The sequence below is a fragment of the Bradyrhizobium sp. Leo78 genome, assembly GCF_059512425.1.
In genome coordinates this window covers 17,692-43,836 of sequence record NZ_JCAMOT010000028.1, presented here as the reverse complement: position 1 = coordinate 43,836, position 26,145 = coordinate 17,692, and the positions used below count along the sequence as shown (strand labels likewise).

Genomic DNA, 26,145 nt, shown 5'->3' with positions numbered 1-26,145 from the left:
GCGCGCATGGAGGTTTGCTCTGAATCAAACCCGGACGCCGCGACGGGGCTATGAGTTTCCCCAGATTCTGGGAGACACGACATGGCCTACAAAGACCTCCTCTTGACGCTCGCGAGCTACCCCGAAACGACGCCGCCGGCGGCGATCGATCTTGCGACCGATTTCGCCGCCGCCGTCGGTGCCAAGATTTCCGCGATCGCCTGCGAGATCCGCGTCGCCGTGCCCGGCAGCTTCCTGAGCCCAGCGCTGCTCGACGTTCCCGGAATCGCCGCGACCGATGAAAAGAAATCACGCTTTCAGGCCGAGGCCGCGCTCGCAGCGTTCCAGGCCGCCGCGGAAAAGCGCGGCGTCTTCGAGGAGCGCATCCTGGAACGCTGCCTGACCTCCGAGCAGCGCGAGCTATTGGTCGAGTATGCGCGGCTTCGCGACCTCACCATCATTCCGGTCCAGGACAATGCCCTGTTCGGCGCCTGGAATGCCGAGCCGATCATTTTCGAATCCGGACGCCCCGTCCTGCTGCTGCCGCAAACCAGCCGCAAGCCGTTCATCCTGAATACGGCAACGGTGGCCTGGGATTTCAGCCGTCCGGCCGCACGCGCAGTCGCGGATGCGCTGCCGCTGCTCAAGCAGGCCAAGCGCGTCCACATCGTGACGGTGACCAATGAGAAGCGCATCGACACCAAGCGGTCCGGGCCGGAACTTGCTAAGCATCTCGCCCGTCACGGCGTCGAGGTGATCCTCGACACCGTCGATGCCGCGGGCCGCTCGGTCGCGCACGCGCTGGAGGCTGCGCTGACGAGCCATGACAGCGACCTTTTGGTCATGGGCGCGTTCGGCCATTCCCGCTTCCGCCAATTCGTGCTCGGCGGCGCCACGCTCAGCATGATGTCACACCCGCCGCTGCCCGTGCTGCTGTCGCACTGATGGCGGAAGGCGGCCAGCGACCGGCTGGACCCAGGAGTGAATTGTAGACGCTCTCTCCGTCATGGCCGGGCTTGTCCCGGCCATCCACGTGCCGGCGACACCAAAGGAAGACGTGGATGCCCGGGACGAGCCCGGGCATGACGATTAGGGGACCACCGCTTCCGTGCACGATCCGCTGCTGCGATAGATCGCGAGATCGCGCGAGCCGGAGAAGATCGCGCGCGGCTTCAGGCCGTAGAAGCGGCGGATCGAGTGGCTGAAATGGGTCGAGTCGGGATAGCCGATGTCCTGCGCCAGATGCGCCAGGTTGATGTCCTGGTTGGCGAAATGCAACAGATGCCGCGCCCGCTTCCAGGCACGGAAGGAGCGGAACGAGATCCCGGTCTCCTCCTTGAACAGATGCAGGAAGCGCGAGGGCGACAGCGCGGCATCCGCCGCGCAATCCGCCGCCGTCACCGGCTCGCCGGAGAATTTGCCGATGCGCATGATGGCCCGCACCACGCGCGGATCGAGCACACGCTGCGGCAGCCCCTCTCCGAAGCACATGATGTCGAACTCGGCGTTCGAGAGGTTGTCGCTATATTGCCGACGTCCGAGCGCGGCATAGGCGGCGCGGATGCGGTCGGCGAAGATTTGGCTTTCCGAGCCCGTCAACAGCCTTGAGAACGACTCGAGCGCGCCGACGCGAACGCTCTCAGGCTCGATGGCGACGCAGATCGCCGAGCGATAGTCGCTCGCGATCGTATGGCGCAGGTTCGGCATGGTCACGACGAGATCACCATAGGACTCGCGGCCATCGCTGGTCGCAAGGTGCAGGCGGCCTTTGATCGCGACATAGACATGGAATGCGCCCGGACAGCGCTCGCGCGGGCGGCCGAGCAGTCCGGCGTAAAACACGCGCTCCGGCGTGATCAGCATCAGATGGCCTACTTCGCGGGCCTGGTCGTCCATGGTGGTTCCTCCTCGCACGGCTCTTCCCGGCCGTTGCGGCGCCACCATAGCCGAAATCTGGCTGAAGTCACCGTTACAATTGGGGCGAGGAAACGGCTCTCTCCGTCATTGCGAGCGAAGCGAAGCAATCCATGCCACCACGAGTGGAGAAATGGATTGCTTCGTCGCTGTCGCTCCTCGCAGTGACGGCCGGGGCGGGCGCTTTACCCACGCACCCGCGGCGCGACGTTTTGCTCCTCGCCGGCCTTGCGTTCCGCCGCGACGGCCCGCTGGTATGCCTCGCGCTGCTGCAGCCGCGCCCAATAGGCTGCGACATTGGGACCGAAATCCTTGGCGAGCCCGATATTGTCGGCGAGCCGGAGTGCGTAGCCGATGGCGATGTCGGCGGCGGTGAAGCGGCCGGCGCACAACGTCTCGGCCTTGCCGGTCGCGGCCTCCACCGCCCGCAGACGGCCGAAGAACCATTTGGCGTAGTCGCCGGCCACTTGCGGATTGCGCCGCTCCTCCGGCTCGAGCTGGGCGTAACGCAGCACCAGAGTCTGCGGAAAGGTTAGCGTCGCATCGGAAAAATACATCCAGTTGAGGAAGGCACCGTAGGCGGGCTCGTCGGGTCCGACGATCAGCGGTGTCGGGCCATATTTGGTACCAAGGTAATGGCAGATGCCTGAAGACTCCGTCATCCGCGTCTCGCCATCGATCAGCAAGGGAATCGTGCCGAGCGGGTTGAGCGCGAGATAGTCCTTCGCGAACACCCGCGGCGGAAACGGCAGCATCTTGAGCTCGTAGGCCAATCCCATTTCCTCGAGCATCCAGAGCGGCCGGAACGAACGCGCGCCGTCGCAGTGATAGAGCGTGACCATCAGGCGTTTCCCTTCACGCTGGGTAATGTGCCCATCATCTTGCATAACACCATCAGCATGACTTCGTCAGCGCCACCGCCGATCGAGGTCAGGCGGCTGTCGCGATAGGCGCGGCTGACCGGGGTTTCGTTCATGAAACCCATCCCACCCCAATATTGCAGACAGGCGTCGGTGAGTTCACGGCCGAGCCGGCCGGCTTTCAGCTTCGCCATGGTGGCGAGACGGGTGACGTCCTCGCCCGCGACCAGCGCCTCGCCGGCACGATAGATCAGCGCGCGCAACAGCTCGACCTCGGTCTGCATCTCCGCGAGCTTGAAGTGCACCACCTGGTTGTCGAGGATCGAGCCGCCGAACGCCTTGCGGCCCCGGGTATATTCGATGGTCTCGTTGATGATGAATTCATGCGCCTTCAGGCAGGCGGCGGCGCCCCACAGACGCTCCTCCTGGAACTGGATCATCTGGTAAGTGAAGCCCTTGCCCTCCTCGCCGATCCGGTTGCGCTTGGGCACCCGGACATTGTCGAAGAAGATCTGCGCGGTGTCGGAGGAGCGCATGCCCATCTTGTCGAGCTTTCGCGCGATGGTGACGCCCTTGCTCTTCATCGGCACGCAGATCAGCGACTTGTTGCGATGGACCGGGCCATCGCTGGTATTGGCGAGCAGGCAGATCCAATCGGCCTGCGTGCCATTGGTGATCCACATCTTGCCGCCATTGATGACGTAGTCGTCGCCATCGGAGCGCGCATTGGTCTTGATCGAGGCGACATCGGAACCGGCGCCGGGCTCGGAGACGCCGATGCAGGCGACTTGATCGCCCGCGATCGCCGGCACCAGGAACTCGCGCCGCACCTCGTCGGAGCCGAACCGCGCCAGCGCGGGCGTGGCCATATCCGTCTGCACCCCGATCGCCATCGGTACCCCGCCGCATCTGATGGCCCCTAACTCTTCAGCCATCATCAGCGCATAGCTGTAATCGAGCCCCTGGCCGCCGAATTCGATGGGCTTGTTGAGGCCGAGGAAGCCGAGACTGCCGAGCTTCTTGAACAGCTCATGCGCGGGGAAGATCCCGGCGTCCTCCCATTCGTCGACATGGGGATTGATCTCGGCCGCGATGAATTTCTGCAAGGCGCGGCGGGGTTCGTCGTGGTCGGCGGTGAAGATCATCTGTTCAGACTCCAATCGGCGTTCTTGGTCGCTCGTCATGGCCGGGCTTGTCCCGGCCATCCACGCCTATCCGATCACGCCGGAGCAAAGACGTGGATGCCCGGGACAAGCCCGGGCATGACGGTGGTGTAGTCTTTCTCACAATCCCATCTGCCGGCTGGCGAGATCCTTCATGATTTCCTCGGTGCCGCCGCCGATGGCGTTGACCTTGACCTCGCGGTAGATGCGCTCGACCTTGACGCCGCGCATGAAACCGGCGCCGCCGAAAATCTGCACCGCCTCGGAGGCGCAGAACGCCATGGTCTGGGTCGCCTGGTTCTTCATCATGCAGATCTCGGCGACCGGGCTTTCGCCTTGCGCCAGCCGCCAGGCCAGCATCTCCAGCATCGCTTGCGACGCTGCGACCTTCTGCGCCATGTCGACGATCTTGTGCCGGACCACCTGGTGCTGGGCGATCGGCTTGCCGAAGGTTTTGCGCTCCTTGGCGTAGGCGACCGCCTCATCGAGGCAGACGCGGGCATAGGCTGTGCAGCTCGCCGCCATGCCCATGCGCTCGCTGTTGAAATTCTGCATGATGATCTTGAAGCCCTGGCCTTCCTCGCCGATCAGGTTTTCAGCCGGCACCCGGCACGCGTCGAAATGCAGCGTCGCCGTATCGGAGACCCACCAGCCCATCTTCTTCAATTTGGTCCGCGACAGGCCGGGCGTATCGCCCTCGATCAGCAGCAGGCTGACGCCACTGGGCCCCTCGCCGCCGGTACGCACGGCGACCGTGAGATAATCCGCGCGTACGCCCGAGGTGATGAACGTCTTCTCGCCGCTGACGATGTAATAATCGCCGTCGCGGCGCGCCTTGGTGCGCAAGTTCGCGACATCGGAGCCGCCGCTCGGCTCGGTGATCGCGAGCGCGGAAATCTTCTCGCCCCGCAGCACTTCCGGCAGCACACGCGCCCTGACCTCAGGACGGGCAGCGCGCGCGACCGGCGGCGAGCCGATGGTGTGGCTCATCAGGCTCGCACTGATGCCGCCGGCGCCGGCCCGCGCCAGTTCCTGCGAGGCCACGATCTTCATGAACTGGTCGGCGGGAATGCCGCCATATTCCTCCGGGAAGCCCAGCCCGAGCAGACCGATCTCGGAAGCCTTGCGATAGAGCTCGCGCGGAAACTCGCCCGCTTCGTCCCACTCATGGGCGTAGGGCTCGATCTCCTTCTGCACGAAACGGCGCACCGCCTCGCGAAAGGCCTCGTGCTCGCTGGTGTAGAATGGGCTCGCCATCCCTTTGCTCCGTCGATTCCTGTGTCCGGAACGATGTCCGGAAATCGCCGCGCCAACTTGCGTCAAGTGGCTGCCGGGGACGAATGGGCACTAATCCTACCCCCGGTCCAGCCACTAAACGCAAGACAGATTCCGGCCCCGGCCCGTCCACTGGTATCCCTGCGGATCATGATCAGGCGGCGCCAGACCGCCCACCGTGGGAGGGACATTTGCCGGTTCGTTACTACGACTGGATCGCTCATCATGGCCGGCGGACACCTGACAAGGTCGCGATGGTCGACCTCGGCAGCGACCGACGCTTCACCTATGCGCAATCCGATGCGCGGATCTCGAGGCTCGCGGCGCATCTGCGCGATCAGCTCAAGGTCGGGCGCGGCGACCGCGTCGCCGTGCTGGCGCTGAACACCACTGACACGCTGGAAGTGCAGTTCGCCTGCGGCCGGCTGGGCGCCGTGTTCCTGCCGCTTAACACCCGCCTCACGGTGCCGGAACTGCAGTTCATCGTCGGCGACGCCTCGCCGAAAGTCATGATCCATGATGGCGACCTCGCCGAGTCAGCACTCAGCGTCGCGGGGCTCTGCAACGTGCCAACGGCGCTGCGGCTCGGCCCTGATGGCTCCTATGAAGCCGGCATCGCAGCAGCAAAGCCGATCGAGACATTCGAGCCTGTCACGCTCGATGACATCTCGACCATCATGTACACCTCGGGCACAACAGGCCAGCCGAAGGGCGCCATCATCACTCACGGCATGACGTTCTTCAATTGCGTCAATCTCGGCGGCCTCGCCTACATCTCGCCATCCTCGGTGTTCCTCTGCGTGCTGCCGCTCTTCCACACCGGCGGGCTCAATTGCTACACCAACCCGGTGCTGCATGCCGGCGGCACCGTCTTGATCATGCGCGCCTTCGATCCTGGCGAAGCCTTGCGGCTGATCAGCGATCCCGCTGAGCGCATCAACGCCTTCTTCGGCGTGCCCGCGATCTACCAGTTCATGGCGCAGCATCCGTCGTTTGCGAGCGCCGATTTCGGTCGGCTGATCATCGGCGGCGTCGGCGGCGCACCGATGCCGGTGCCGCTCTTGAAGGTATGGGAAGCGCGCGGCGTGGCGCTGCAGCAGGGCTATGGCATGACCGAGACCTCGCCCGCGGTGATGGCGCTCGACCGCGAGGATGCCGCGCGCAAGGCGGGCTCCGCCGGCAAGCCGGTGCTGCACACGGAAGTGCGGATCGTGCGTCCCGATGGCACCGACGCTGCCGTGGGCGAACTCGGCGAGCTCTGGGTCAGGGGACCGAACATCACGCCGGGATACTGGAACCGGCCCGACGCCAACGCCTCCTCCTTCACCGACGGCTGGCTGCATACGGGCGATGCGACGCGCGTCGACGAGGAGGGCTTCTACTACATCGTCGACCGCTGGAAGGACATGTACATCTCCGGCGGCGAGAACGTCTATCCGGCCGAAGTCGAGAACGTGCTGCACCAGATTCCGGCGCTCGCCGAGGCCGCGGTGATCGGCATTCCCGATGAGCAATGGGGTGAGGTCGGCATGGCGATCGTCGCAGTGAAGCCGGGGCAGACGCTGACGCCGGCGGATATCCACGCCCATTGCACGGCCAATCTGGCGCGCTTCAAATGCCCGCGCATCATCGAATTCGTCGAGGCACTGCCGCGCAATGCGACCGGCAAGATCCACAAGCCGACGCTGCGCAAGCAATTCGCCGAGCAGAAGCCGACCGATCTGGCGCAAGCTTCGTGACATCGAGCATGATCTCCGCGCAAACGCTTCGCGTTTGTCGCGAGGGAAAACCGGTATCCACTTTTACGGATCATGCTCTAGCGCGCCAACAGGTTTCGCCGCCGCCTGCCGGGACCGGTGGCGATTTTCGTGCGTTCGTCCCCAACCACAAAAAGCCCGAGGAAATTGCTTTATGCAGAACAAGAAAATCGCTTTGCTTGCCGCCGTCGCGGCGTTCTCCCTGCTCTCGACCCAAGGCGCATTTGCGCAGAAGAAATACGACACCGGCGCCTCCAACACCGAAATCAAGATCGGCAATGTCGAAGCCTATAGCGGCCCGGCTTCGGCCTACGGCATCATCGGCAAGACCGAGGAAGCCTATTTCAAGATGATCAACGACCAGGGCGGCGTGAACGGTCGCAAGATCAACTGGATCTCCTACGACGACGGCTACTCGCCGCCGAAGACGGTGGAGCAGGTCCGCAAATTGATCGAAGGCGACGAGGTGTTTTTGGTATTCAACGCGCTGGGCACGCCGACCCAGACCGCGGTGCAGAAATATCACAACGCCAAGAAGGTGCCGCAGCTCTTCCTCGCCACCGGTGCCAGCAAGTGGAACGATCCAAAGGATTTTCCCTGGACCATGGGCTTCCAGCCGAGCTACCGCGTCGAGGCCAGGATCTTCGCGAAATACATTCTCAAGAACAAGCCCAATGCCAAGGTCGCGATCTTCTATGCCAATGACGATTTCGGCAAAGACTATCTTGCTGGAATCAAGGAGATCTTCGCCGACAAAGCCGCAAAACTCATCGTGGCCGAGGAGAGTTACGAGACCACCGAGCCCTCGATCGATTCCCACATCGTCAAGCTGAAGGGCACCGGCGCCGACATCTTCGTCAACATCGCGACGCCGAAATTCGCAGCACAAGCGATCAAGAAGATCGCCGAACTGGACTGGAAGCCGATGCACCTGATGACCGACGTCTCGATCTCGATCGGCGCTGTCATGAAGCCGGCCGGTCTCGATGCATCCGAAGGCGTGCTGTCGGCGGGCTATCTCAAGGATGCGTCCGACCCGCAATGGAAGGACGATGAGGGCATGAAGAAGTTCATGGCGTTCATCGATAAATACATGCCGGGCGCCAACGTCACCGACACCAACACCGTTTATGGCTACGCCGCGGCGCAAACACTGGTGCAGGTGCTGAAACAGTGCGGCGACAATCTCACCCGCGAAAATGTGATGAAGCAGGCCGCCAGCCTGAAGGATTTCGCACCGGATACGCTGATCCCCGGCATCAAGATCAACACCGGCCCGAATGACTTCGCCCCCATCGAGCAGCTCAAGATGATGCGGTTCACCAAGGGGCAGTGGGAATTGTTCGGCGACATCATCAGCGCCGAGACGGGTGGTTAGTCGTGAATCGATGGCGTCAGTCCTCCCTCTCCCCGTTCTTACGGGGAGAGGGTCGGGGTGAGGGGCGCCTCTCTCCGCGAGCACGCTAACAGATGAGTTCGCGGAGGCTCCCCCTCACCCGAAATTCAAGCTGCGCTTGAATTTCGACCTCCCCCCGCAAGCGGGCGAGGTGGGCCGGAGTGCGTGTCGTCCTTGAGATCGTGCGGACGGCTCCCCACTTGAACGAGTGGCCCAACAAAGCGAGCCGCCGATCGTGGAAAGCCAGATGCATTATCTGCCGATGACACCGGGATCGTTCTCGATCCTGGTGTTCCTGGCACTGGTGCTGGTGATCCTGATCCAGCTCCGCATTCTCCGCTATGCCTATCTGAGCCTCGGTGTCAGTCCAGGAGCTGCGTTCCTTTTGCTGTTCGGCTCGCTGATCGGCAGCTATGTCAATATTCCGATCACGGAATTGTCGGGACCGCCGGTGAGATCCGGCGAGATCGTCGACTTCTTCGGCATGCGTTATGTCGTGCCGCTGGTGACCGCGCCCAGCACGATCCTGGCCGTGAATGTCGGCGGCGCGGTGATTCCGACATTCATGTCGATCTACCTGGTCGTCAGATACGAGCTCTGGGTCAGGGCCGCGATCGGCACCGCCATCATCGCCTTCATCGTCCATTGGCTGGCGACGCCGGTGCCGGGCATCGGCATCGCGGTGCCGGTGTTCGTGCCCGTTGTCAGCGTCGCGATCATCGCGCTCCTGCTCTCGCGTATCTATGCCGCGCCGCTCGCCTATATCGCAGGTTCAGTCGGAACGCTGATCGGCGCCGATATCCTCAACCTGGACAAGATCGGCAGCCTGGGCGCGCCCATCGCCTCGATCGGCGGCGCCGGCACGTTTGATGGTGTGTTCCTGACCGGCATCCTCGCGGTGTTGCTCGCCGCCATCGTTTCACCCTCGCCCCTGCACCGCACTTCGTAGCGCGTCGCTAACCCGGCAGGAAGATCGCGAACGGTTCGTCGACGGTGCGGCGCAGATGCTCGCGATAGAGCGCGTAGTTCTCGTCATCGGGCGAGACCCGCCCGACCGAGGGATTGGCGATACTCCTGATCGGCACGAATGCGATCGGAGCTGCGATCGGCGTCAACAGCGAGCCGCGGCCGGCGAGCAGGGTGGTGATGATGCCGTACATCTCGCCGGTGTTACGCGGCCTGGACACCGTGATCAGGCGATGCTGGCCGTGCCGGTTGGTGACGAGATAGACGAAGCCGGACTGGTTGGGGACGGCGACATCGCCGAACTGGGTGTAGGCGGCATCCAGCCGCTCGCCCTCGCGAAAAATCAGCGACGAGACGGCGTCATCCCAGGCGATCTCGGTGCGATAGGCGTAGACCGCGTCCTTGGCCCCGAACGAGGGCCGGACGGTGAGATAGGTGCCCTCGATCCACTGCACCGCCCGCCGCGAATAGGCCCCCAGCCCGTCGGGCGCGACTTCGCCATTGGCCACCGGCGGCGCCGGCACGGGCTGGACCTTGCGCAAGGAGACGCCGAGTGCCTGTTCGAGCCGCACCGTGGTCTGCAGCGTGAACGGGCGGCGCCCGCCCAGCACCTTTTCCAGCGTCGACAGGCTGAGCTTGGCCTGCTCGGCCAGCGCCTGCCGCGAGATGCGCCGGCGCGCCAATTCCTCGCGGATCAGCTCCGCGATCTGCCGACTTTGTTCCTCGGAAAGCTGCTTGTCCGGCGTCGGCATCGTCACCCCATGCTGATTCACGCCAACTCTACCAGACCGTACATTTCAGCACAAAACCGCACAAAGCCGCCGACGGCGCGGCGTACGGCGCCTGCCCGCGGCTGAACAATGCCGATCATTCTGCTCGCGCCTCGACGCACTTTCCCGAAGATTTTGAGTATCCAAGACGTCCCTCGGGAGAAGGAAATGACGACGTGCGATTATATCGCGACCGGCCGCCCGCGCCTGTCGCGCAGGATGCGAATAGTGCTGTTCTTTCTGGTGGAAGGCATTGCTGCGCTCATGATCGGGTTCGCAGCACTCTTTGTGAACTTCGCGCCCGCCCGGTCGGCAGAGATCAAGCCACCGGCAGCGTACATCAAGCCGGGCGATGCCCGTTCCGGCTCGCTGCTGCTGAAGACCGACGAGGGTTATAACGACGCCGTCAGGCTCGGCACGGATGTCGACCTCACGGTGTCGGGCCCGACCATCCGCGCCCGCGTCACGCAAATTTTCCGCAACCCAACCAAGGACTGGGTCGAAGCGGTCTACGTCTATCCGCTACCGACGGGCGGCGCAGTCGACACGCTGAAGATGGTGGTCGGCGATCGCATCGTGGTCGGCGACATCAAGGAGCGCCGCCAAGCGCGCGTCATCTATGAGCAGGCCAAACGGAACGGCCAGAAGGCCGCGCTGACCGAACAGGAGCGGCCGAACATCTTCACCAACTCGGTCGCCAATATCGGCCCGGGCGAGACCGTGCTGGTGCAGATCGAATATCAGGAGCCGGTGCAGCAGTCCGGCAACGAATTCTCGCTGCGCGTGCCGATGGTGGTAGCACCACGCTACAATCCCGCGCCGATCGTGCAGAGCGTCGACCTCCGCCCCGATGGCGGCGGCTGGGGTGCAACGAAGTCCGATCCCGTTCCCGATCGCGACCGCATCACGCCGACGGTGCTCGACCCGGCCAAGCATGCGCCGGTCAATCCAACCAACATCACCGTTCGCCTGCAGGCTGGCTTTCCGCTCGGCGAGGTGAAAAGCCATCATCACATCGTGAAGATCGAAGACGTCGACGATGCGACGCGGCTCATCAAGCTCGCCGAAGGGCTCGTGCCGGCGGACCGCGATTTCGAACTGACCTGGAAGCCTGCCGCCGAAAAGGCGCCATCAGTCGGCCTGTTCCGCGAGCATGTCGGCGACGCCGACTATCTGCTCGCTTTCGTCACCCCGCCTGCCGTCATTGAGGCCGAGCAGAAGCCGCGACCGCGCGAAGTGATCTTCGTCATCGACAATTCCGGCTCGATGGGCGGCACCTCGATCGTGCAGGCAAAAGCGAGCCTGATTTACGCGCTCGGACGGCTGCAGCCGAACGACCGCTTCAACGTGATCCGTTTCGACGACACCATGGACGCGCTGTTTCCATCAGCGGTGCCGGCCGACAGCGAGCATCTCGGCCGCGCCAACGCCTTCGTGAGCGCGCTGCGGGCCAATGGTGGCACGGAAATGGTGCCGGCGATGCGGGCGGCGCTGACAGACCGTTCGGATGGTGATTCCGATCATGTCCGCCAGGTCGTGTTCCTGACCGACGGCGCTGTTGGCAACGAGCAGCAATTGTTCGAGACGATCACGGCGATGCGCGGCCGCTCGCGTATCTTCATGGTTGGCATCGGCTCGGCGCCCAACACCTATCTGATGACGCGCGCCGCCGAGCTTGGCCGCGGCGCCTTTACCCATATCGGCTCCACCGACCAGGTCGAGGAGCGCATGCGCGCGCTGTTCGCCAAGCTCGAGAATCCCGCGGTGACCAGTCTCTCCGCCAAATTCTCCGACGCACATGCCGAGGTTACGCCGGCGATCGTTCCCGACCTCTATCGCGGCGAGCCGCTGGTGCTGGCGGCTAGGCTCGACAAGCTCGCAGGCTCGGTCGAGATCAAGGGCCGCATCGGCGATCGCCCCTGGCTCGTGACGCTGCCGCTGGCGAACGTCGCCGAAGGCAAGGGCCTGTCGAAGCTGTGGGCGCGGCGCAAGATCGACGATGCCGAGGTTGCGCGCACCACGCGGCAGGCGAGTCCTGACGATGCCGACAAGACCATCCTCGCACTGGCGCTCGAGCATCAGCTCGTGACCCGGCTCACCAGCCTGGTTGCGGTCGACAAGACTCCGAGCCGGCCCGATGGCGAGCCGCTGAAAGTGAGCGAATTGCCGCTCAACCTGCCCGCCGGCTGGGATTTCGCAAAGGTCTTCGGCGATGGCCCGCAATTGCCGGTGGCACCGATCGAGCGGCGCGCGGAAGGCGATGGCCGGGTGCAGCTCGCGGCCCTGAAACGCCCGGCAGTGGTGCAGGCGCCCGACACGGTCAAGCTGCCGAAAACCGCGACCGACGCCGAGTTGAAGATGATCGCGGGCGCGATCCTGCTCACGCTCAGCCTGCTCCTGTTCGCATTCATCCGGCGTCAGAACTTCGCCCACTGACGCCGAATGCCAAGAGGAGGCGCCCCCACCTCCTCTTGGCGCGCGCGGCCTCCCGTCCCGAAGGCCGCGCGCGGGACTTTATCCACACTCGTCATTGCGAGCGCAGCGAAGCAATCCATGCCACCACTTGCGGAGAGATGGATTGCTTCGTCGCTGCGCTCCTCGCAATGACGACGGAGTATCGGTCAAATGTCGCGTTTCCTTGCCCCCTTCCTCCTCGCCCTTCCCGGCCTTATCCTGTTCGGCCAGGGCGCCTACATCCACGCCAAAGCCCTCCTCGCTCAGGTCCTGCTCGAACGCGCCTTCAGCAAAACCATCGCGACCGGGCATCCGACGAAACCATGGTCATGGGCCGACACCTGGCCGGTCGCACGCATCGAGGTGAAGCGGCTCGATGCCAGCACCATCGTGCTCGCGGGCTCCAGCGGTCAGGCGCTCGCCTTCGGCCCGGGCCATGTCGAACTCACACCCGACGCCGGCGAACGCGGCGTTGCCGTCTACTCCGCGCATCGCGACACCCATTTTCGTTTCCTGAAAGATGTCGTCATCGGGGACGCGATCGATATCACCCGCAGCGACGGCAAGACCTTCCGCTATCGCGCCGACAGAAGCTCCGTGGTGCGCTTCGATGCCTCCGGCATCGATCCGCTCTCGAACGGATACGAGCTGGTGCTCTCGACCTGTTGGCCATTCGACGCGCTGACATCGGGGCCGGAACGCTATCTCCTGCACGCGACGATGATCGAATCCGGCTCCTCGCGGATGACAACACCGTGAATATTGTCCGCGCGGTGGGATATCGCATCAAAGCGTAGCGGCATGCAGCCAAGGTGAGTTGCCACGCCGCGCAGGGCTCAATAGAAATAGCAAAAAAACATGGCGCACAGTGTTCGCTGCAGCGCCACAGGAAACGACAAGGCAGAGTCCATGGAAGCTCAATTCAGCCCCGCGTCTGCTCCGACTGAGAAATGGTCGCCGTCGCGTGATGCCAGCGACGTGGTCAAGCAGATCCATGCGATGCTGCACCCGCGCAACATCGTGCTGGTCGGCGCCACCGACAAGCCCGGCAATTACGCCGAGCGGATCTGGAACAACCTGATCAAATACGGATACCGCGGCGGGCTCTATCCGGTTAACGCCAAGCGCGAGACGATCTGGGGCGTCACCTGCTACAAGGATTTTGCGAGCCTCCCCGACAAGCCAGATCATGTGCTGGTGCTGGTGCCGGCGCGCTTTGCGGTGCAGGTGATCCGCGATGCGGCTGCCGCCGGCGCGCGCTCGGCGACCATCGTCACCTCCGGCTTCAGCGAGTTGCAGGACGAAGAAAGTCAACGCCTCGCGGTGGACTTGAAGAAGGCGGTGCACGAGACCGGGCTTGCCGTTACCGGACCAAATTGTCTTGGGAACCTGAGCGCCGGTGAAAACCTCTTCACCAATATCGACGACCGCATCGTCACGATGGAAGCCGGGCCGGTGGCGATCGCCGGCCAATCCGGCGCGATCGTGATGGCGATCCGCCAGACGTTGGAGGATCGTGGCGTCGGTGTCGGCTACATGGTGACGACCGGCAACGAGAGCGGGCTGACCACGCCCGACCTGATGACCTATTTCGCCACTGACCCGAGCATCCGCGTCATCGTGGTGTACCTGGAGGGCGTGCGGAACACGAAGGCGTTCCGCGATGCCTGCAAGGCCGCGCGTGCCGCCGGCAAGCCGGTGATCGCGCTCAAGCTCGGCGCCTCCGAGGGTGGCCGCGCCGCGGCGATGGCGCATACCGGCGCACTCGCCGGCTCGATCGAAACCTTTGACGCGATCTCGACCCGCGAAGGCGTGATCCGCGTCCGTGGCCTCGATGAATTGATCGAGACCACCGAATGCTTCGTGCATGCCGACCTGCCGAAGGGCAACCGGCTCGCCGCGGTATCGCTGTCCGGCGGCAAGCGCGGACTGCTGATCGATGCGTTCTATGCGGCCGGATTGAACTTCGCGCCGCTCAGCCCGAACGCGACCGAGCAACTCGCCAAGATGCTCGGTCCCGGCAGCATTGTCGGCAATCCGCTGGACGCCGGCTTTGCCGCCGTGGTCGATCCCTCCGTCTACATGAAGTCGATCAAGATCATGATCGATGACCCTGATACCGACATTGTCATCATCGACGCCGAACTGCCGAAGGCGCCGCATGAATTGCGTGAACGCAATCTTCACATCGTCAACGAGATGGCTGCCAAGGCGGGCAAGCCCGTGATCTATATCAGCGCGATGTCGATCGGCTTCACCGAACATACCAAGGCTCTGCGCAAGACGCTGCAGAGCGTCGCCGTGCTGCAGGGGCTCGACCGCGCGGTCGGCGCGATCAAATCGCTGATCGAATACGCGCAGCTTCGCAAGGAAGTACCTGATATCGTCTCGAGCTCGTCAGCATCCGCGCGCGCGATGCTGGAGAAGGCGCTGAACGGCGCCAACGGCACGGCTGCGCTCGACGAGGTCGCGTCGAAGAAGCTGCTCAAGGCGTACGGCATTCCGATCTCGAAGGAGGAGATCGCGCAGACGGCAACTGAAGCTGCGACGATCGCCAGGAAGATCGGCTTCCCTGTGGTCGCCAAGGTGGTCAGCGCTGATATCCTGCACAAGTCCGATATCGGCGGCGTGGTGCTGAACCTCAACAGCGCGACCGAGGTGAGGAAGGCGTTCAACGACATCACGGCGCGGGTCAGGAAGCTGAAGAACAAGCCGAAGCTCGAGGGCATCCTGATCGCGCAGCAGGTCAAGGCCGATCTGGAACTCGTGGTCGGCGCCTCACTCGACGCCGAGATGGGCCCCGTGGTGCTGTTCGGCACCGGCGGCGTCGATATCGAACTAATGAAGGACGTCGCGCTGGCCGGCGCGCCGCTCGACGCGGAAGAAGCAAAACAGCTCATCGCGAGGACAAAAGCCGGCATCAAGCTGAAGGGCTATCGCGGCAGGCCGGCACTGCACGAAGCCTCCGCCGTGAAGGCGCTGGTCGGGCTCTCCAACCTGATCGCGGATGCCGGCAACCGCATCGCCTCGATCGACATCAATCCGTTCCTGATCAACACGAAGCTGGGCGTTGCGGTGGATGCGCTGATCGTGCTGAACAACGCCGCGGCAAATAAAGCGGCGGGGCATTGATCTCTTCTCGTCATGCGCGGGCTTGACCCGCGCATCCATCGAGAAATGAGTCGTGTGGGAAGGATGGATTGCCGGGTCAAGCCCGGCAATGACGCCAGGAGCTAGAACCCCGCGCCCCACTGCCTTGCGGTCTGCAAGATCCAGTCGCGATACAGCGTCAGTGGCGTGACGCCGGTGATGCCGCCGCAGCCGGCGGCATTGTTCGGTCCGGTCGACCAGCTGATGACGCCGATAATCGCAGGCCCCGTTTGCTTGTCCTCGAATACCGGGCCGCCGGAATCGCCGGTGCAGGCCCCCAGCCCGTCGCGCGCACCCTTGGCGAGCGGATCAACCAGGCGGATCTGCAGCGTGCCCGGCTGGCCGGTCGCGATCAGGCCGGCGACGCGGACCATGCCGCCGCTTTTGCCATCGCCGCGCACGGTGACGCCGATCCCTGCGATGGTGAAGCGGCTGCCGACGACAACCGGAATGTTCGGCGCACCGAGTGCCGCGGGCGCCTTGCCGGCGGCCGGCGCGGCAAGCTGCAGCAGCGCCACGTCGGCCGTGGCACGATGGGACGTCATGGCGTCCATCCTGAATGCGGGATGGATCGCGATGCTCTTCACATCCTTCAATTGCGGCTGCCGGTCCGGGCCATATTCGACGATCTTGTAGTCCGCGCCGGGCTGCACGCAATGCGCCGCCGTCAGCACCACCTTCGGTGCGATCAGCGCGCCGGTGCAGAAATTGCCGCGCGAGCCGACGATGGTGATGACGGAGCGGCCGACGCCTTCGGCAGACGGCACGCCGCCGCCGACAATGGCGGAGGCCGGCGTGGAGGCGAGCAGCGCGAGCGCTGCAAATGTCGCGATTGCTTTCATGAGCACAGCAATAGCTTGCGTCCCGCGCATCGCCAAGCCGGCGGATTCAGGCGAAAGCGTTTTCGAGCGAAGTGGATACCGGTCCGCGTGAAGAAAACGCGTCAAAACAAGAATCTAGAGCTTCGGTTCTGATTCAATCAGAACCGAATATGCTCTGGCTCCGTAAATCGATCCGTGTTAGCGGCTCGGTCAACACACATAACGGCAGGCAGCAGGAAATGATCGAGGCAGTGATCTGGGATTTCGGCGGCGTCTTGACCACCTCGCCGTTCGAGGCGTTCACCCGGTTCGAGACCGAACGCGGCCTGCCCGCCGACATCGTCCGCCGCACCAACGCCGCCAACCACCTCGAAAACGCGTGGGCGAAATTCGAGCGCGCCGAGATCGATATCGAAACCTTCGATATGCTGTTCGCCGCCGAATCGCTGGCGCTCGGCGCCGAGGTGCGCGGCAGGGACGTGCTGCCGCTGCTGCAGGGCGACCTACGCCCTGAAATGGTAGAAGCGCTGAAGCGCGTCAATGCCAAATTCAAGACCGGCTGCATCACCAACAATCTGCCGGCGAACGCGATCGGAAGCAGAAGCGGCCGCACGCTCTATGTCGCCGAGGTGATGGCGCTGTTCGATCACGTGATCGAGTCCGCCAAGATCGGCCTGCGCAAGCCCGATCCGCGCATCTACAAGCTGATGGTAGAAACACTGAAGGTCGATCCGAGCGATTGCGTCTATCTCGACGATCTCGGCGTCAACCTGAAGCCCGCGCGCGAAATGGGCATGACCACAATCAAGGTGGTCAGCGCGGACCAGGCGATTTCCGAGCTTGAGGCGGCAACCGGGCTGGTATTGCGCTAGGCACGGACTTCTCCCTCTCCCCGCCCCGTTCTTACGGGGGAGGGTTGGGGTGAAAGCCAGCCTCCGCAAACACCATGACAGATGGACTCGCGGAGAGTTCCCCTCACCCGAAATTCAAGCTGCGCTTGAATGTCGACCTCTCCCCGCAAGCGGAGCGAGGTGAGACTGAGCGCGCTTGCAACGCCAGCGAGTCATTCGGCCTTGATCTTGGCGGTGCGGATGATGTTGCCCCAGCGTTCGGTCTCGGACTTGATGAAGGCGCGGAAGTCCTCGGGCTAACCGCCTTTGACTACGGCGCCCATCTCGCGAAAGCTGTCCTTCACCTTCTGATCGCCGAGCGCGAGGTCGATCTCCTTGTTCAATCGCACCACGATCTCCTTTGGCGTGCCGGCCGGAACCAGGAAGCCCCACCAGACGGTGGCCTCGACGCCGGGGAAACCGGCCTCGGTGACGGTCGGGACATCCGGCAACAGCACCAGTCGCTCGCGCGAGCTGATGGCGACGGGACCGAGCTGGTTGGCGCGGATCTGCGGCATGCCCTGCACGGGATCGACGAACATGAAGGAGACGCGGCCGGCTATGATATCGACCATCGCCTGCGCGCCGCCCTTGTACGGCACATGCAGCGCCTGGATGCCGGTCACCTGCTTGAAGATCTCCGCCGCAAGATGGCCCGAGGTGCCGGTGCCCGCGGAGGCAAAGGTGAGCTTGTCCGGCGTCGCCTTGGCCATGTCGACGAGGTCCTTGACCGTCTTGGCCTCGAATTGCGGCTGCACCACCAGGATCAACGGCGAATAGCCGACCAGGGCGACCGGCTCCAGGTCCTTCTCCGCGTTGAACGGCAGGCTGTCGAACAATGCTTCATTGGTCGCGAGGTTGTTGGCAGCGATCAAGACGTTGTAGCCGTCGGGATCGGACTTGGCGACGAAGCCGGTCGCGATATTGCCGCTGGCGCCGGGCCGGTTCTCGATCACGATCGGCTGGCCGAGCTGCGGGCCGGCCTGCTGCATCACGGTGCGCGCGACGATATCGACTGCGCCGCCCGCCGAGAACGGCACAGCGACATGGATCGGGCGCTCGGGATACCGGCAGCAAAAGCCATCCTGGGTAGGCCAGGCAATAGCGTAGCGCCGGCAAGCAGCGACAGGATGGTGCGTCGGTTGATAAAACCGGCAAGACTGCGCCCGACACGCTGCCCGCTTTCATCTCCGCCGGTCATGAGCCGGCCTGGGCCATCTTCCGCTTCGGCACCGAATATCCAAAAGTGTTTCCCGGGCTGCAGTTTCCGCTGGCGGCGCAGGACGAGTTCTGGAAGCAGATGGTGCCGGACTGGCACTATTCGATGACGCCGCCGGTCCCGACCGTGAAGGCGCTGTCCGAACTGTCCGAGCGACTCGGCAAGACGGTACTCATCAGCCATTCGCAATCCGGCATCTTCCCGTTCCAGACGGCGGCGATGAGTCCGAAGGGAATAACTGCCATCATCTCGATCGAGCCGGTAGCATGTCCGGGCGCCGACTTCGATATGACGGCGCTCAAGCAGATTCCGACGCTGGTCCTGTTCGGAGACTTCGTCAGCCAGTCGGAGGTGTGGAGCAAGCGGCTGGAAGGCTGCAGAAGTTTCGTCCAGGCCGCCAAGGCCGCCGGCATCGACGCTGCAGTCGTCGCCCTGCCGGACATCGGCATTCACGGCAACTCCCACATGCTGATGCAGGATAAGAACAATCTGCAGGTCGCCGACTGGCTGATCGATTGGCTCGCGACGCACGTCGAGAAGCGCGCCGCGAAATGACGCTCGCTTTAGAGGAGAAAGGACATCGCCTTTTCCCCGCGCAAAGTGGCGTAAGGCTCGGCGCGGCTATGCCAGTTGCTGCGGGCCTAGGCTGCCGAGCCACATGCGGGCCGAGTGGATGTTGTGAAAGTCCTTGATCGCAATTTCCCGAGCCAGCTTCGAATGGATGCTTCCGATCGAGACCTTGCCGAAGAATGTCAGCGACACGGCAGTGGCAACGGCCTTGAGACCCGCCGCGCGTGCCCGCGGCAGCCAATTTTCCACGATCCACTTCTGATCTTCCGCGTGGACGATCGGCAGGTCCGAATCATCGCCCAGGATCCTGTCGGCGGCATGCTGCGTGAGCATGCCAAGGATGATCTCATGAACGAAGCGAAGCTGGGCGCTGGTCGCGTATTTCCGCCACACCACTGCAATGCAGGGTATGCTTTCGTCATATGAGAGCGAACAGATCGGGTTGTCGTGCGGACTGTTCAACAAGTGGATCCCATCGATGGATTCGGTTTCGATGATCCGCTTCAGCTCCGCCAGCGCGCCCATTCTGTCCCTCTTCTGTCGGCTGCGTTTCCACGCGAGACAGCGGCATACTAGCGATCTGCCGGGGCATTTGGAACACCGTGCAGAGCAATCATGGTTGCGGCGTGCTGCGGTTCCATCTGCCGCATGTCGGGCACACGCTGCAGGCTTTCGATCATCGCCCGTGCGATCTCGCGCTCGCCCATGATGACGGTATCGGCGCCCAGTCGCGTGAGATGATCGACCTCGGCATCCGAATGGGCGCGGGCGATGATCCGGATTTGTGGATTGGCGACGCGCGCCTGCTGAACGATCTGTCCGGCTTCGAACGCTTCGGGAATCGCGACCACCAGATATCGGGCCGCGGACGGATTGGCGGCGGCGAGCACGTCGGCGCGGGCCGCATTGCCCATGATCGCCTCGATATTGTTCTGCTTGAGCCCGGCGACGACCGCATCGGCATCTTCGATGACGAGGAACGGTTGGCCCGCCTCCTTCATGGCACTGCCGACGATGTTCCCGACCCGGCCGTAGCCGACCAGGATCGCGTGATCGGTCAGGCTTGTGACCGGGATCGGTTCGCGGGCGGCAGGAGCGGCTGTCTCCCCCGATGACCGGTCCCGATCATGGCGCGCTATCAGCCAGTCCACGCCTGCGAAGATCAGCGGATTGAGCATGATCGAGAGGATCGCTCCGGCCAGGATCAGGTCGCGACCTTCCTTGGGAAGCAGATTGGTTACAACGCCGATCTCCGCCAGGATGAAGGAGAACTCTCCGATCTGGGCGAGACTGGCGGAGATCGTCAGCGCCGTGGAGACCGGATGCCTGAAGGCCAGCACGATAAAGAAGGCTGCCACGGATTTTCCGATGGTGATGATGAACAGCGTGGCGATCAGCGGCCACGGCTCGCGGATCACGCTCATCGGATCGAACAGCATGCCGACGGAAACGAAGAACAGCACCGCAAAAGCGTCCCGCAGCGGCAGCGACTCCTGCGCGGCGCGCTGGCTGAGCGGGGATTCCGTCAGCATCATCCCGGCGAAGAAGGCGCCGAGCGCGAGCGAAACGTCGAACAGCTTGGTCGCACCGAATGCAACGCCGAGCGCGATCGCCAGCACGGCGAGCCGGAACAGCTCGCGGGAGCCGGTGTGCGCAACATAGTGGAGGATCCAGGGGATGAGCCTGCGCCCCACCACCAGCATCAGGGCGATGAACAGGCCGACCTTGGCGATTGTGAGCAACAATGTGCCCGTGAGTCCAAGACCAAGGCGCGCCGCGAGCGGACCGGCGGTCTGCGCATCGCCGTTGCCGCCGAGCACGCTCGCAAGCGCGGGCAGCAGCACGAGCGCGAGCACCATCGCCAGATCTTCGACAATCAGCCAGCCGACGGCGATCTTGCCACGATCGGTATCCATCAACCGCCGCTCCTGCATCGCGCGAAGCAGCACGACGGTGCTGGCGACCGACAATGCCAACCCGAACACGAGGCCCGCTCCAACTGACCATTCCATGGCCAGGGCGAGTCCGAGCCCCATCAGCGTCGCGACGGCGATCTGGACGACGGCACCGGGCAGCGCGATGGCGCGGACAGACAGGAGATCGTTGAGAGAGAAGTGCAGGCCCACCCCGAACATCAGCAGGATGATGCCTAGTTCCGCCAGCTCCGTTGCCAGCGACTGGTCCGCCACGAAGCCGGGCGTAAACGGACCGGCCGCAACTCCCGCGAGCAGATAGCCAACCAATGGTGGAAGTCGGAACCGCTGGGCGAGGGCACCGAACACAAAAGCGAGCCCAAGCCCTGCGACAATGGTCGCGATAAGTGGCGTATCATGCAGCATTTTCGGCTTTTCGCACAATCTGCCGCCGATGTCTCGCGGACCATTTGTGGCGGCGTGTCGCACGTGCTGCTCGTGTTGATTGGCCCCGTAGCCCGGGTGGAGCGCAGCGCAACCCGGAACCTCTGCATCAACGTTTACGAGCGTCCCGGGTTACGCTGACGCTCCACCCGGGCTACATACCACCCCGATGGAAACCGATGCGCAGTCCCTCAGGATCGAAGTCGAACATGCCGGCGCGGTCTCGGCGCTGCTGCTTCGTCCGCCGCAGGCGCGCGCCACTTACGTGTTTGCCCACGGTGCCGGTGCCGACATGACGCATGCCTCGATGGAGGCGATTGCCGCAGGCCTTGCCGCGCGCGGCATCGCGACGTTGCGTTACCAGTTCCCCTACATGGAGAAAGGCAGCAAGCGGCCCGATCCGCCCGCGATTGCGCATGCCACCGTGCGCGCCGCGGTGGCGGAAGCTGCAGAGCGGTGCGCCGGGCTGCCGATCTTTGCCGGCGGTAAATCCTTCGGCGGACGGATGACCTCGCAGGCGCAGGCAATCAAGCCGCTTGCCGGCATGCGCGGCCTGGTGTTTCTCGCCTTCCCGCTGCATACAGCCGGAAAGCCATCCACCGAGCGGGCAAAGCATCTCGCGGATATCAAAATCCCGATGCTGTTCCTGCAGGGCACGCGCGATGCGTTGGCGGAATTGAAGCTGCTCGAGCCGGTGGTCAAGGAGCTCGGATCATTGGCGACGCTGCATCTGGTGAAGGAAGCCGATCATTCCTTCCATGTGCTGGTCCGTTCAGGCCGCAACGACCGCGAGGTGATGGACGAGGTGCTCGATGCATTCGCAGCGTGGGCGGATTCGATCCTTTGACGCCTTCCGTTCAGTGAGCGCTCCCCTCACGCTTCTCCCAGATCGATCTGCGTCAATATCCCCTGCCGCAGCGCCAGCCGTACCAGCTCGATATCCGAGCCGACGCCGAGCTTGTCCTTGATGAGGGAGTGCAGGTTCGCCACCGTCTTGGGACTGATGTGAAGCGCCTCGGCGATTTCCTCGGTCGTCCTCTCGGCCAGCAGCATGCGCAGCACTTCGAATTCGCGCGCGGAGAGAACATCCGCGGCAGCGGCTTCGCCAGCAAGCCGGCTGAGCGCCAGTTCATGATCGATATCAGGACTGATGGCGATCTTTCCGGCCAGAACGTCCATCACGGCGTGCACCAGCGTCTCGGGCGGGCTTGTCTTGGTGACATAGCCGCTGGCGCCGGCACGGATCGCCTGCACCGCGAAGGCCGCGTTCTGGTGCATCGTGAACACGAGGATCCTGGCGCGCTTGTCCCATTGCCGGATGCGCCTGATCGCCTCGATACCGCCGATGCCGGGCATGCTCAGATCCATGATGACCAGGTCGGGCTCGGTGGCCTTGAACAACCGATAGGCCTCGGCGCCATCGGAGGCTTCGGCAACGACGCGCAATCCCGGCTGCTTCTGCAGCACCGAGCGATAGCCCTCGCGAACGACGGCGTGATCGTCGACCAGCATGATGGCGTGGCCACCGCCATTCATGCCGCACGCTCCAGGCTGGCGCCATGCTGTCCGGACGGCGCGACGGGAATAACGACGCGCAAGGCGGAGCCGCCGTTTTGCCCAGCTTCAAACCTCAGCCGCCCTCCGAGGGCGGCGACGCGCTCGCGCATCCCGAGCAAACCCATTCCGGATTTGACGGCGGGATCGCCGAGCCGGCCATCATCCTCAATGTCGAGCTCGATTGTAGCGCCCTCATTCGAGGGAGCCTCCGCCTCACGCATGCTCAGTCGTAGCATGACCCGCGTCGCGCCCGCATGCTTGGCCGCGTTGGTGAGCGCTTCCTGCACGATGCGGTAGAGATTGGCGCTGACCGCCGCAGGCGTATTCTCCAACCGACCGAAAAAAATGATTTCGAAGCGGGGCTGTCCCCGGCTGCGCCCGTTCCAGCCGGCGACCAGACCTTCCAGGCTTGCCGCCAGTCCAAGTTCCTCGACGTCGGGCGGACGCAATCTGAACAGCGCGCCGCGCAGGGTCTCCATCATGTCGGTCGCAATCCGCGCAATGCCGTCGCATTCGGCGAGATTGGCGGGACAATCTTGTCCCGCGGTATGGCGGGCCGATGCCGCCAGCGCGCGGATCGCGGCGAGCGACTGCCCGAATTCATCATGCAGCTCCCGCGCCAGATGCCGCCGCTCCTCGTCCTGCAGCGCGATCAGCCTGCGGGTCAATTCGCTGCGCTCGGACAGCGCCGTGCCGAGGCTCTCCGCGAGGTGATTGAACACGTCGCGGATGGTCGAAAGCTCGGCAAGATCGAACGGCGGCAGGCGCGCGGTGAGGTCGCCTGCAGCGATCCGCTCGAGACCGCTCCGGATCAACCGCGTCGGACGCAGCGCGCGTGCAAGGGCCGCATAGACCAGCGCGCACAATAACGGCAGCGCGAGCGCGAGCACGGTCATCAGACGGCCCGCTTCGTGCCAGGCCCCGGCCGTGAGCACGGCCGGATCGACCCAGACGACGGCCTCGCCGATGATGGCGCCGCGAGACATCACGGGCCGCGTGGCCTCTCGGCCGGGATCGAACAGGCTGCGATAGAACGCCGCGAATATTTGTGGCGGAGCGCTGTCCTCGTTCGGCGCGCCGCCGCAGAAGCGCTGCCGGATATCGCCATCGCTGGCGCGAAACGCAAGACAGAGACCGGGCGTTATGACCGCCGTCGCGACATTGTCGAGGTCGGGAAATTCGGGCCGCGGATTGTTCACCCACTGGATCTTGTTTTGCTGCAGCTCCAGCGTCTTTGCCGCGACTTCGGCGATCGCATTGGTCCTGGCGCGCACGGACCTATCGGCGTCGATGAGGAAATAGGCCGAGATGGCCGCAAAGCAGAGGGCAGATACGGCCGCAACGCGCAGCATCAACCGTACCTTCAGATCGCTCCTGTGGTCCCACATTTTGCGGATCCCCCTCGCGCGGACAACTTTGGACTCCCGCTCTACGAGCGGGACCCATACATTTAACGGCAGAATGCAAGCGGCGGAAAGCGCTGCTCGCAACCCGAGAATGACGTCGTGAAGTTTTCCCGGTTACCGTCGGGAGGGCTCAGCTTCAGAGGTGGGCCTGGTCGGCATAGCCTGGACGTCCGCATGATCACTGAAAGGTCCGCCGATGCGCCGATCCCGTCTTGGTTTGCATGCCGTTGCCGTGCTTGGGCTCTTGCTGGGCTTCGGTTTCGCCAATGCCGATACCGGAGCGCCCGCAGCCCGGACTTTGGGCGTCACGATTGAAGACTTCGGCTATCTCGACACCTCGGGCGAGCCTATCGATCAGACCGCCGCCCATCAAAAGCGCCTGCAGGCGTTCATGGCCGCGCTGAGACGCGACGTCGAGGCGGACGGACACTACCGCCTCGTCCCGCCCTCGACGGACGATCGGGCGACGTCCGCCGAGCGCATGCAGGCCGCGGCGCAAGGCGGCGCCAATGTCCTGATCACAGGCGCGGTGCAGAAGATGAGCACCCTGGTCCAGTTCGCAAGCGCGGCGGTCATCGACGTCGGCACCAACCGTATCCTGTTCGAAAGGCGCTACACGTTTCGGGGCGACAATGACGAGGCGTGGGATCGCGCCGAGACCTTCCTATCCCGCGACATTCGTGCGGCACTTGCGGCGCAGCTAGCAGCTGCTCCGGCAATTGCGTCTGCGCCTATCGCGCTTGCGGTGTTCGACTTCGAGCTGGAAGATACCACTGCCGCCGCTCAGGCAAGCGGCGTCGCGGCTTCGGATGCGGCACAATTGGCCGATGCCACCAATGGCGTTCGCGAACTGCTCGCGCAATCGGGCCGCTACCACGTGATCGAGACCAGCGGCACGAAGGCGGAAGCGGTCAAGACGCATACGCTGCGCGACTGCGGCGGCTGCGAAGCCGGCATCGCCCTGAAACTCGGCGCGGATCAATCGCTGATCGGCGTGGTGCGGCGGGTCAGCCGCACCGAATACACGATCGGATTTCAAGTCCGCGACATCAGGACCGGCGCCGTCGTTTCGCGGGCCGACAGCGGGCTTCGCATGGGCGCCGACTATTCGTGGCGGCGGGGCGCCGTGCGCCTGGTCAAGGATCACCTGCTCGAGAGGCAGGCGCAGCAGTAAGCGGCTGCACACGACGCGCCACCTCGGAGCGCCGGCCGGCGGCCCGAACAACCGCGTTGGCAACAGCAGTGATGTCAGAGCATGTTGCCGATGATCTTCGTCATCTCGGCCGCCGAATACGCCCGCAGCGTCTCGCTGCGAACATTGCCGAGGGCGCCGAGGCTGAGACTGAGCGACATGGCGGACGACTCATCCGGCGCCTCGAGGAAGGTCACGACGTCATATCGCCCCTGGGTCCAGCAGATCTCCTTCACCGTCACGCCGAACGTCTTCGCCATTTCCTTGAAAGCTTCCGCTCGCTTCGGAGAGTCCTTGGCGTTGCGGATTCCCTGATCGGTGAACTTCGCCAACACGACATAAGTTACCATGGCCGTCCTCCCTAGGTTAGGACCCTGTGCAACTTGGCATGAGGAAGTCGCGCTGAGCATGCCACAGCGGCCCGCAAGCGGCCACAGGCTCCTTGAGGA

The 26,145-nt window shown here is 63.9% G+C and carries 23 protein-coding genes; 11 read left to right on the top strand and 12 right to left on the bottom strand.

What is annotated here, in order from left to right:
- Window positions 1-81 precede the first annotated feature (81 nt).
- Complete coding sequence (locus AC5ZG1_RS29305) at window positions 82-924, top strand: universal stress protein (protein WP_456641370.1); 843 nt, start codon at window positions 82-84, stop codon at window positions 922-924.
- A 144-nt stretch (window positions 925-1,068) separates the two neighbouring features.
- Here AC5ZG1_RS29305 and AC5ZG1_RS29300 read toward each other — a convergent pair whose 3' ends face one another.
- From AC5ZG1_RS29300 to AC5ZG1_RS29285, 4 genes are all read right to left on the bottom strand, one after another.
- Window positions 1,069-1,875, bottom strand: coding sequence for a helix-turn-helix domain-containing protein (locus AC5ZG1_RS29300; protein ID WP_496134842.1), 807 nt, complete (start codon window positions 1,873-1,875; stop codon window positions 1,069-1,071).
- A 203-nt stretch (window positions 1,876-2,078) separates the two neighbouring features.
- Window positions 2,079-2,735, bottom strand: coding sequence for a glutathione S-transferase family protein (locus AC5ZG1_RS29295; protein WP_496134841.1), 657 nt, complete (start codon window positions 2,733-2,735; stop codon window positions 2,079-2,081).
- A complete protein-coding gene (locus AC5ZG1_RS29290) occupies window positions 2,735-3,898 on the bottom strand; it encodes an acyl-CoA dehydrogenase family protein (protein WP_496134840.1) in 1,164 nt (387 codons plus the stop codon). The genes AC5ZG1_RS29295 and AC5ZG1_RS29290 overlap by 1 nt, the downstream gene beginning before the upstream one ends.
- A 138-nt stretch (window positions 3,899-4,036) precedes the next feature.
- A complete protein-coding gene (locus AC5ZG1_RS29285) occupies window positions 4,037-5,173 on the bottom strand; it encodes an acyl-CoA dehydrogenase family protein (RefSeq protein ID WP_496134839.1) in 1,137 nt (378 codons plus the stop codon).
- 209 nt (window positions 5,174-5,382) lie between these two features.
- On the opposite strand from AC5ZG1_RS29285, the gene AC5ZG1_RS29280 reads away from it, so the two are divergent.
- The 3 genes from AC5ZG1_RS29280 (at window position 5,383) to AC5ZG1_RS29270 (ending at window position 9,293) form a co-directional block, all read left to right on the top strand.
- Window positions 5,383-6,930, top strand: coding sequence for an acyl-CoA synthetase (locus AC5ZG1_RS29280; protein ID WP_496134838.1), 1,548 nt, complete (start codon window positions 5,383-5,385; stop codon window positions 6,928-6,930).
- Window positions 6,931-7,102: 172 nt separating this feature from the next.
- Window positions 7,103-8,326, top strand: coding sequence for an ABC transporter substrate-binding protein (locus tag AC5ZG1_RS29275; RefSeq protein WP_496134837.1), 1,224 nt, complete (start codon window positions 7,103-7,105; stop codon window positions 8,324-8,326).
- 253 nt (window positions 8,327-8,579) lie between these two features.
- Window positions 8,580-9,293, top strand: coding sequence for a DUF1614 domain-containing protein (locus tag AC5ZG1_RS29270; protein WP_130228115.1), 714 nt, complete (start codon window positions 8,580-8,582; stop codon window positions 9,291-9,293).
- Between the two features lie 7 nt (window positions 9,294-9,300).
- Here the strand turns inward: AC5ZG1_RS29270 and AC5ZG1_RS29265 are convergent, their stop codons facing one another.
- Window positions 9,301-10,062 (bottom strand): helix-turn-helix domain-containing protein, encoded by a 762-nt coding sequence (locus AC5ZG1_RS29265; RefSeq protein WP_496134878.1) that lies wholly within the window; start codon window positions 10,060-10,062, stop codon window positions 9,301-9,303.
- Between the two features lie 186 nt (window positions 10,063-10,248).
- On the opposite strand from AC5ZG1_RS29265, the gene AC5ZG1_RS29260 reads away from it, so the two are divergent.
- The 3 genes from AC5ZG1_RS29260 (at window position 10,249) to AC5ZG1_RS29250 (ending at window position 15,666) form a co-directional block, all read left to right on the top strand.
- On the top strand, window positions 10,249-12,516 hold the full coding sequence (locus tag AC5ZG1_RS29260; RefSeq protein WP_496134836.1) for a marine proteobacterial sortase target protein: 2,268 nt from the start codon (window positions 10,249-10,251) through the stop codon (window positions 12,514-12,516).
- Window positions 12,517-12,705: 189 nt separating this feature from the next.
- Entirely contained in the window at window positions 12,706-13,293 is a 588-nt protein-coding gene (locus AC5ZG1_RS29255; protein WP_496134835.1) for a class GN sortase, read from the top strand.
- 150 nt (window positions 13,294-13,443) lie between these two features.
- A complete protein-coding gene (locus AC5ZG1_RS29250; protein ID WP_496134834.1) occupies window positions 13,444-15,666 on the top strand; it encodes an acetate--CoA ligase family protein in 2,223 nt (740 codons plus the stop codon).
- Between the two features lie 101 nt (window positions 15,667-15,767).
- Here AC5ZG1_RS29250 and AC5ZG1_RS29245 read toward each other — a convergent pair whose 3' ends face one another.
- Entirely contained in the window at window positions 15,768-16,526 is a 759-nt protein-coding gene (locus AC5ZG1_RS29245; RefSeq protein ID WP_456641378.1) for a S1 family peptidase, read from the bottom strand.
- 218 nt (window positions 16,527-16,744) lie between these two features.
- Between AC5ZG1_RS29245 and AC5ZG1_RS29240 the strand changes: the two genes are divergently transcribed.
- Entirely contained in the window at window positions 16,745-17,377 is a 633-nt protein-coding gene (locus AC5ZG1_RS29240; protein ID WP_496134877.1) for an HAD-IA family hydrolase, read from the top strand.
- A gap of 275 nt (window positions 17,378-17,652) precedes the next feature.
- On the opposite strand, the gene AC5ZG1_RS29235 is transcribed toward AC5ZG1_RS29240, so the two are convergent.
- Window positions 17,653-18,435: a tripartite tricarboxylate transporter substrate binding protein gene (locus AC5ZG1_RS29235; RefSeq protein WP_496134833.1), complete on the bottom strand. Its 783-nt coding sequence runs from the start codon at window positions 18,433-18,435 to the stop codon at window positions 17,653-17,655.
- Between the two features lie 206 nt (window positions 18,436-18,641).
- On the opposite strand from AC5ZG1_RS29235, the gene AC5ZG1_RS29230 reads away from it, so the two are divergent.
- On the top strand, window positions 18,642-19,169 hold the full coding sequence (locus AC5ZG1_RS29230) for an alpha/beta hydrolase family protein (RefSeq protein ID WP_496134832.1): 528 nt from the start codon (window positions 18,642-18,644) through the stop codon (window positions 19,167-19,169).
- 66 nt (window positions 19,170-19,235) lie between these two features.
- Here AC5ZG1_RS29230 and AC5ZG1_RS29225 read toward each other — a convergent pair whose 3' ends face one another.
- Both AC5ZG1_RS29225 and ybaL read right to left on the bottom strand, forming a co-directional pair.
- The gene (locus AC5ZG1_RS29225; protein WP_028168482.1) at window positions 19,236-19,709 is read right to left on the bottom strand and encodes a hypothetical protein; all 474 of its coding nucleotides are present in this window, start codon (window positions 19,707-19,709) and stop codon (window positions 19,236-19,238) included.
- Window positions 19,710-19,756: 47 nt separating this feature from the next.
- Window positions 19,757-21,523, bottom strand: coding sequence for a YbaL family putative K(+) efflux transporter (gene ybaL, locus AC5ZG1_RS29220; RefSeq protein WP_496134831.1), 1,767 nt, complete (start codon window positions 21,521-21,523; stop codon window positions 19,757-19,759).
- 187 nt (window positions 21,524-21,710) lie between these two features.
- Between ybaL and AC5ZG1_RS29215 the strand changes: the two genes are divergently transcribed.
- Window positions 21,711-22,388 (top strand): alpha/beta hydrolase family protein, encoded by a 678-nt coding sequence (locus AC5ZG1_RS29215; RefSeq protein ID WP_496134830.1) that lies wholly within the window; start codon window positions 21,711-21,713, stop codon window positions 22,386-22,388.
- 26 nt (window positions 22,389-22,414) lie between these two features.
- Here the strand turns inward: AC5ZG1_RS29215 and AC5ZG1_RS29210 are convergent, their stop codons facing one another.
- Window positions 22,415-23,077, bottom strand: coding sequence for a response regulator (locus AC5ZG1_RS29210; protein ID WP_496134829.1), 663 nt, complete (start codon window positions 23,075-23,077; stop codon window positions 22,415-22,417).
- Window positions 23,074-24,486: a HAMP domain-containing sensor histidine kinase gene (locus AC5ZG1_RS29205; RefSeq protein WP_496134828.1), complete on the bottom strand. Its 1,413-nt coding sequence runs from the start codon at window positions 24,484-24,486 to the stop codon at window positions 23,074-23,076. The genes AC5ZG1_RS29210 and AC5ZG1_RS29205 overlap by 4 nt, the downstream gene beginning before the upstream one ends.
- Window positions 24,487-24,700: 214 nt before the next feature.
- On the opposite strand from AC5ZG1_RS29205, the gene AC5ZG1_RS29200 reads away from it, so the two are divergent.
- A complete protein-coding gene (locus AC5ZG1_RS29200) occupies window positions 24,701-25,678 on the top strand; it encodes a DUF3280 domain-containing protein (RefSeq protein ID WP_496134827.1) in 978 nt (325 codons plus the stop codon).
- Window positions 25,679-25,752: 74 nt separating this feature from the next.
- On the opposite strand, the gene AC5ZG1_RS29195 is transcribed toward AC5ZG1_RS29200, so the two are convergent.
- The gene (locus AC5ZG1_RS29195) at window positions 25,753-26,046 is read right to left on the bottom strand and encodes a GYD domain-containing protein (RefSeq protein ID WP_028168477.1); all 294 of its coding nucleotides are present in this window, start codon (window positions 26,044-26,046) and stop codon (window positions 25,753-25,755) included.
- Window positions 26,047-26,145 lie beyond the last annotated feature (99 nt).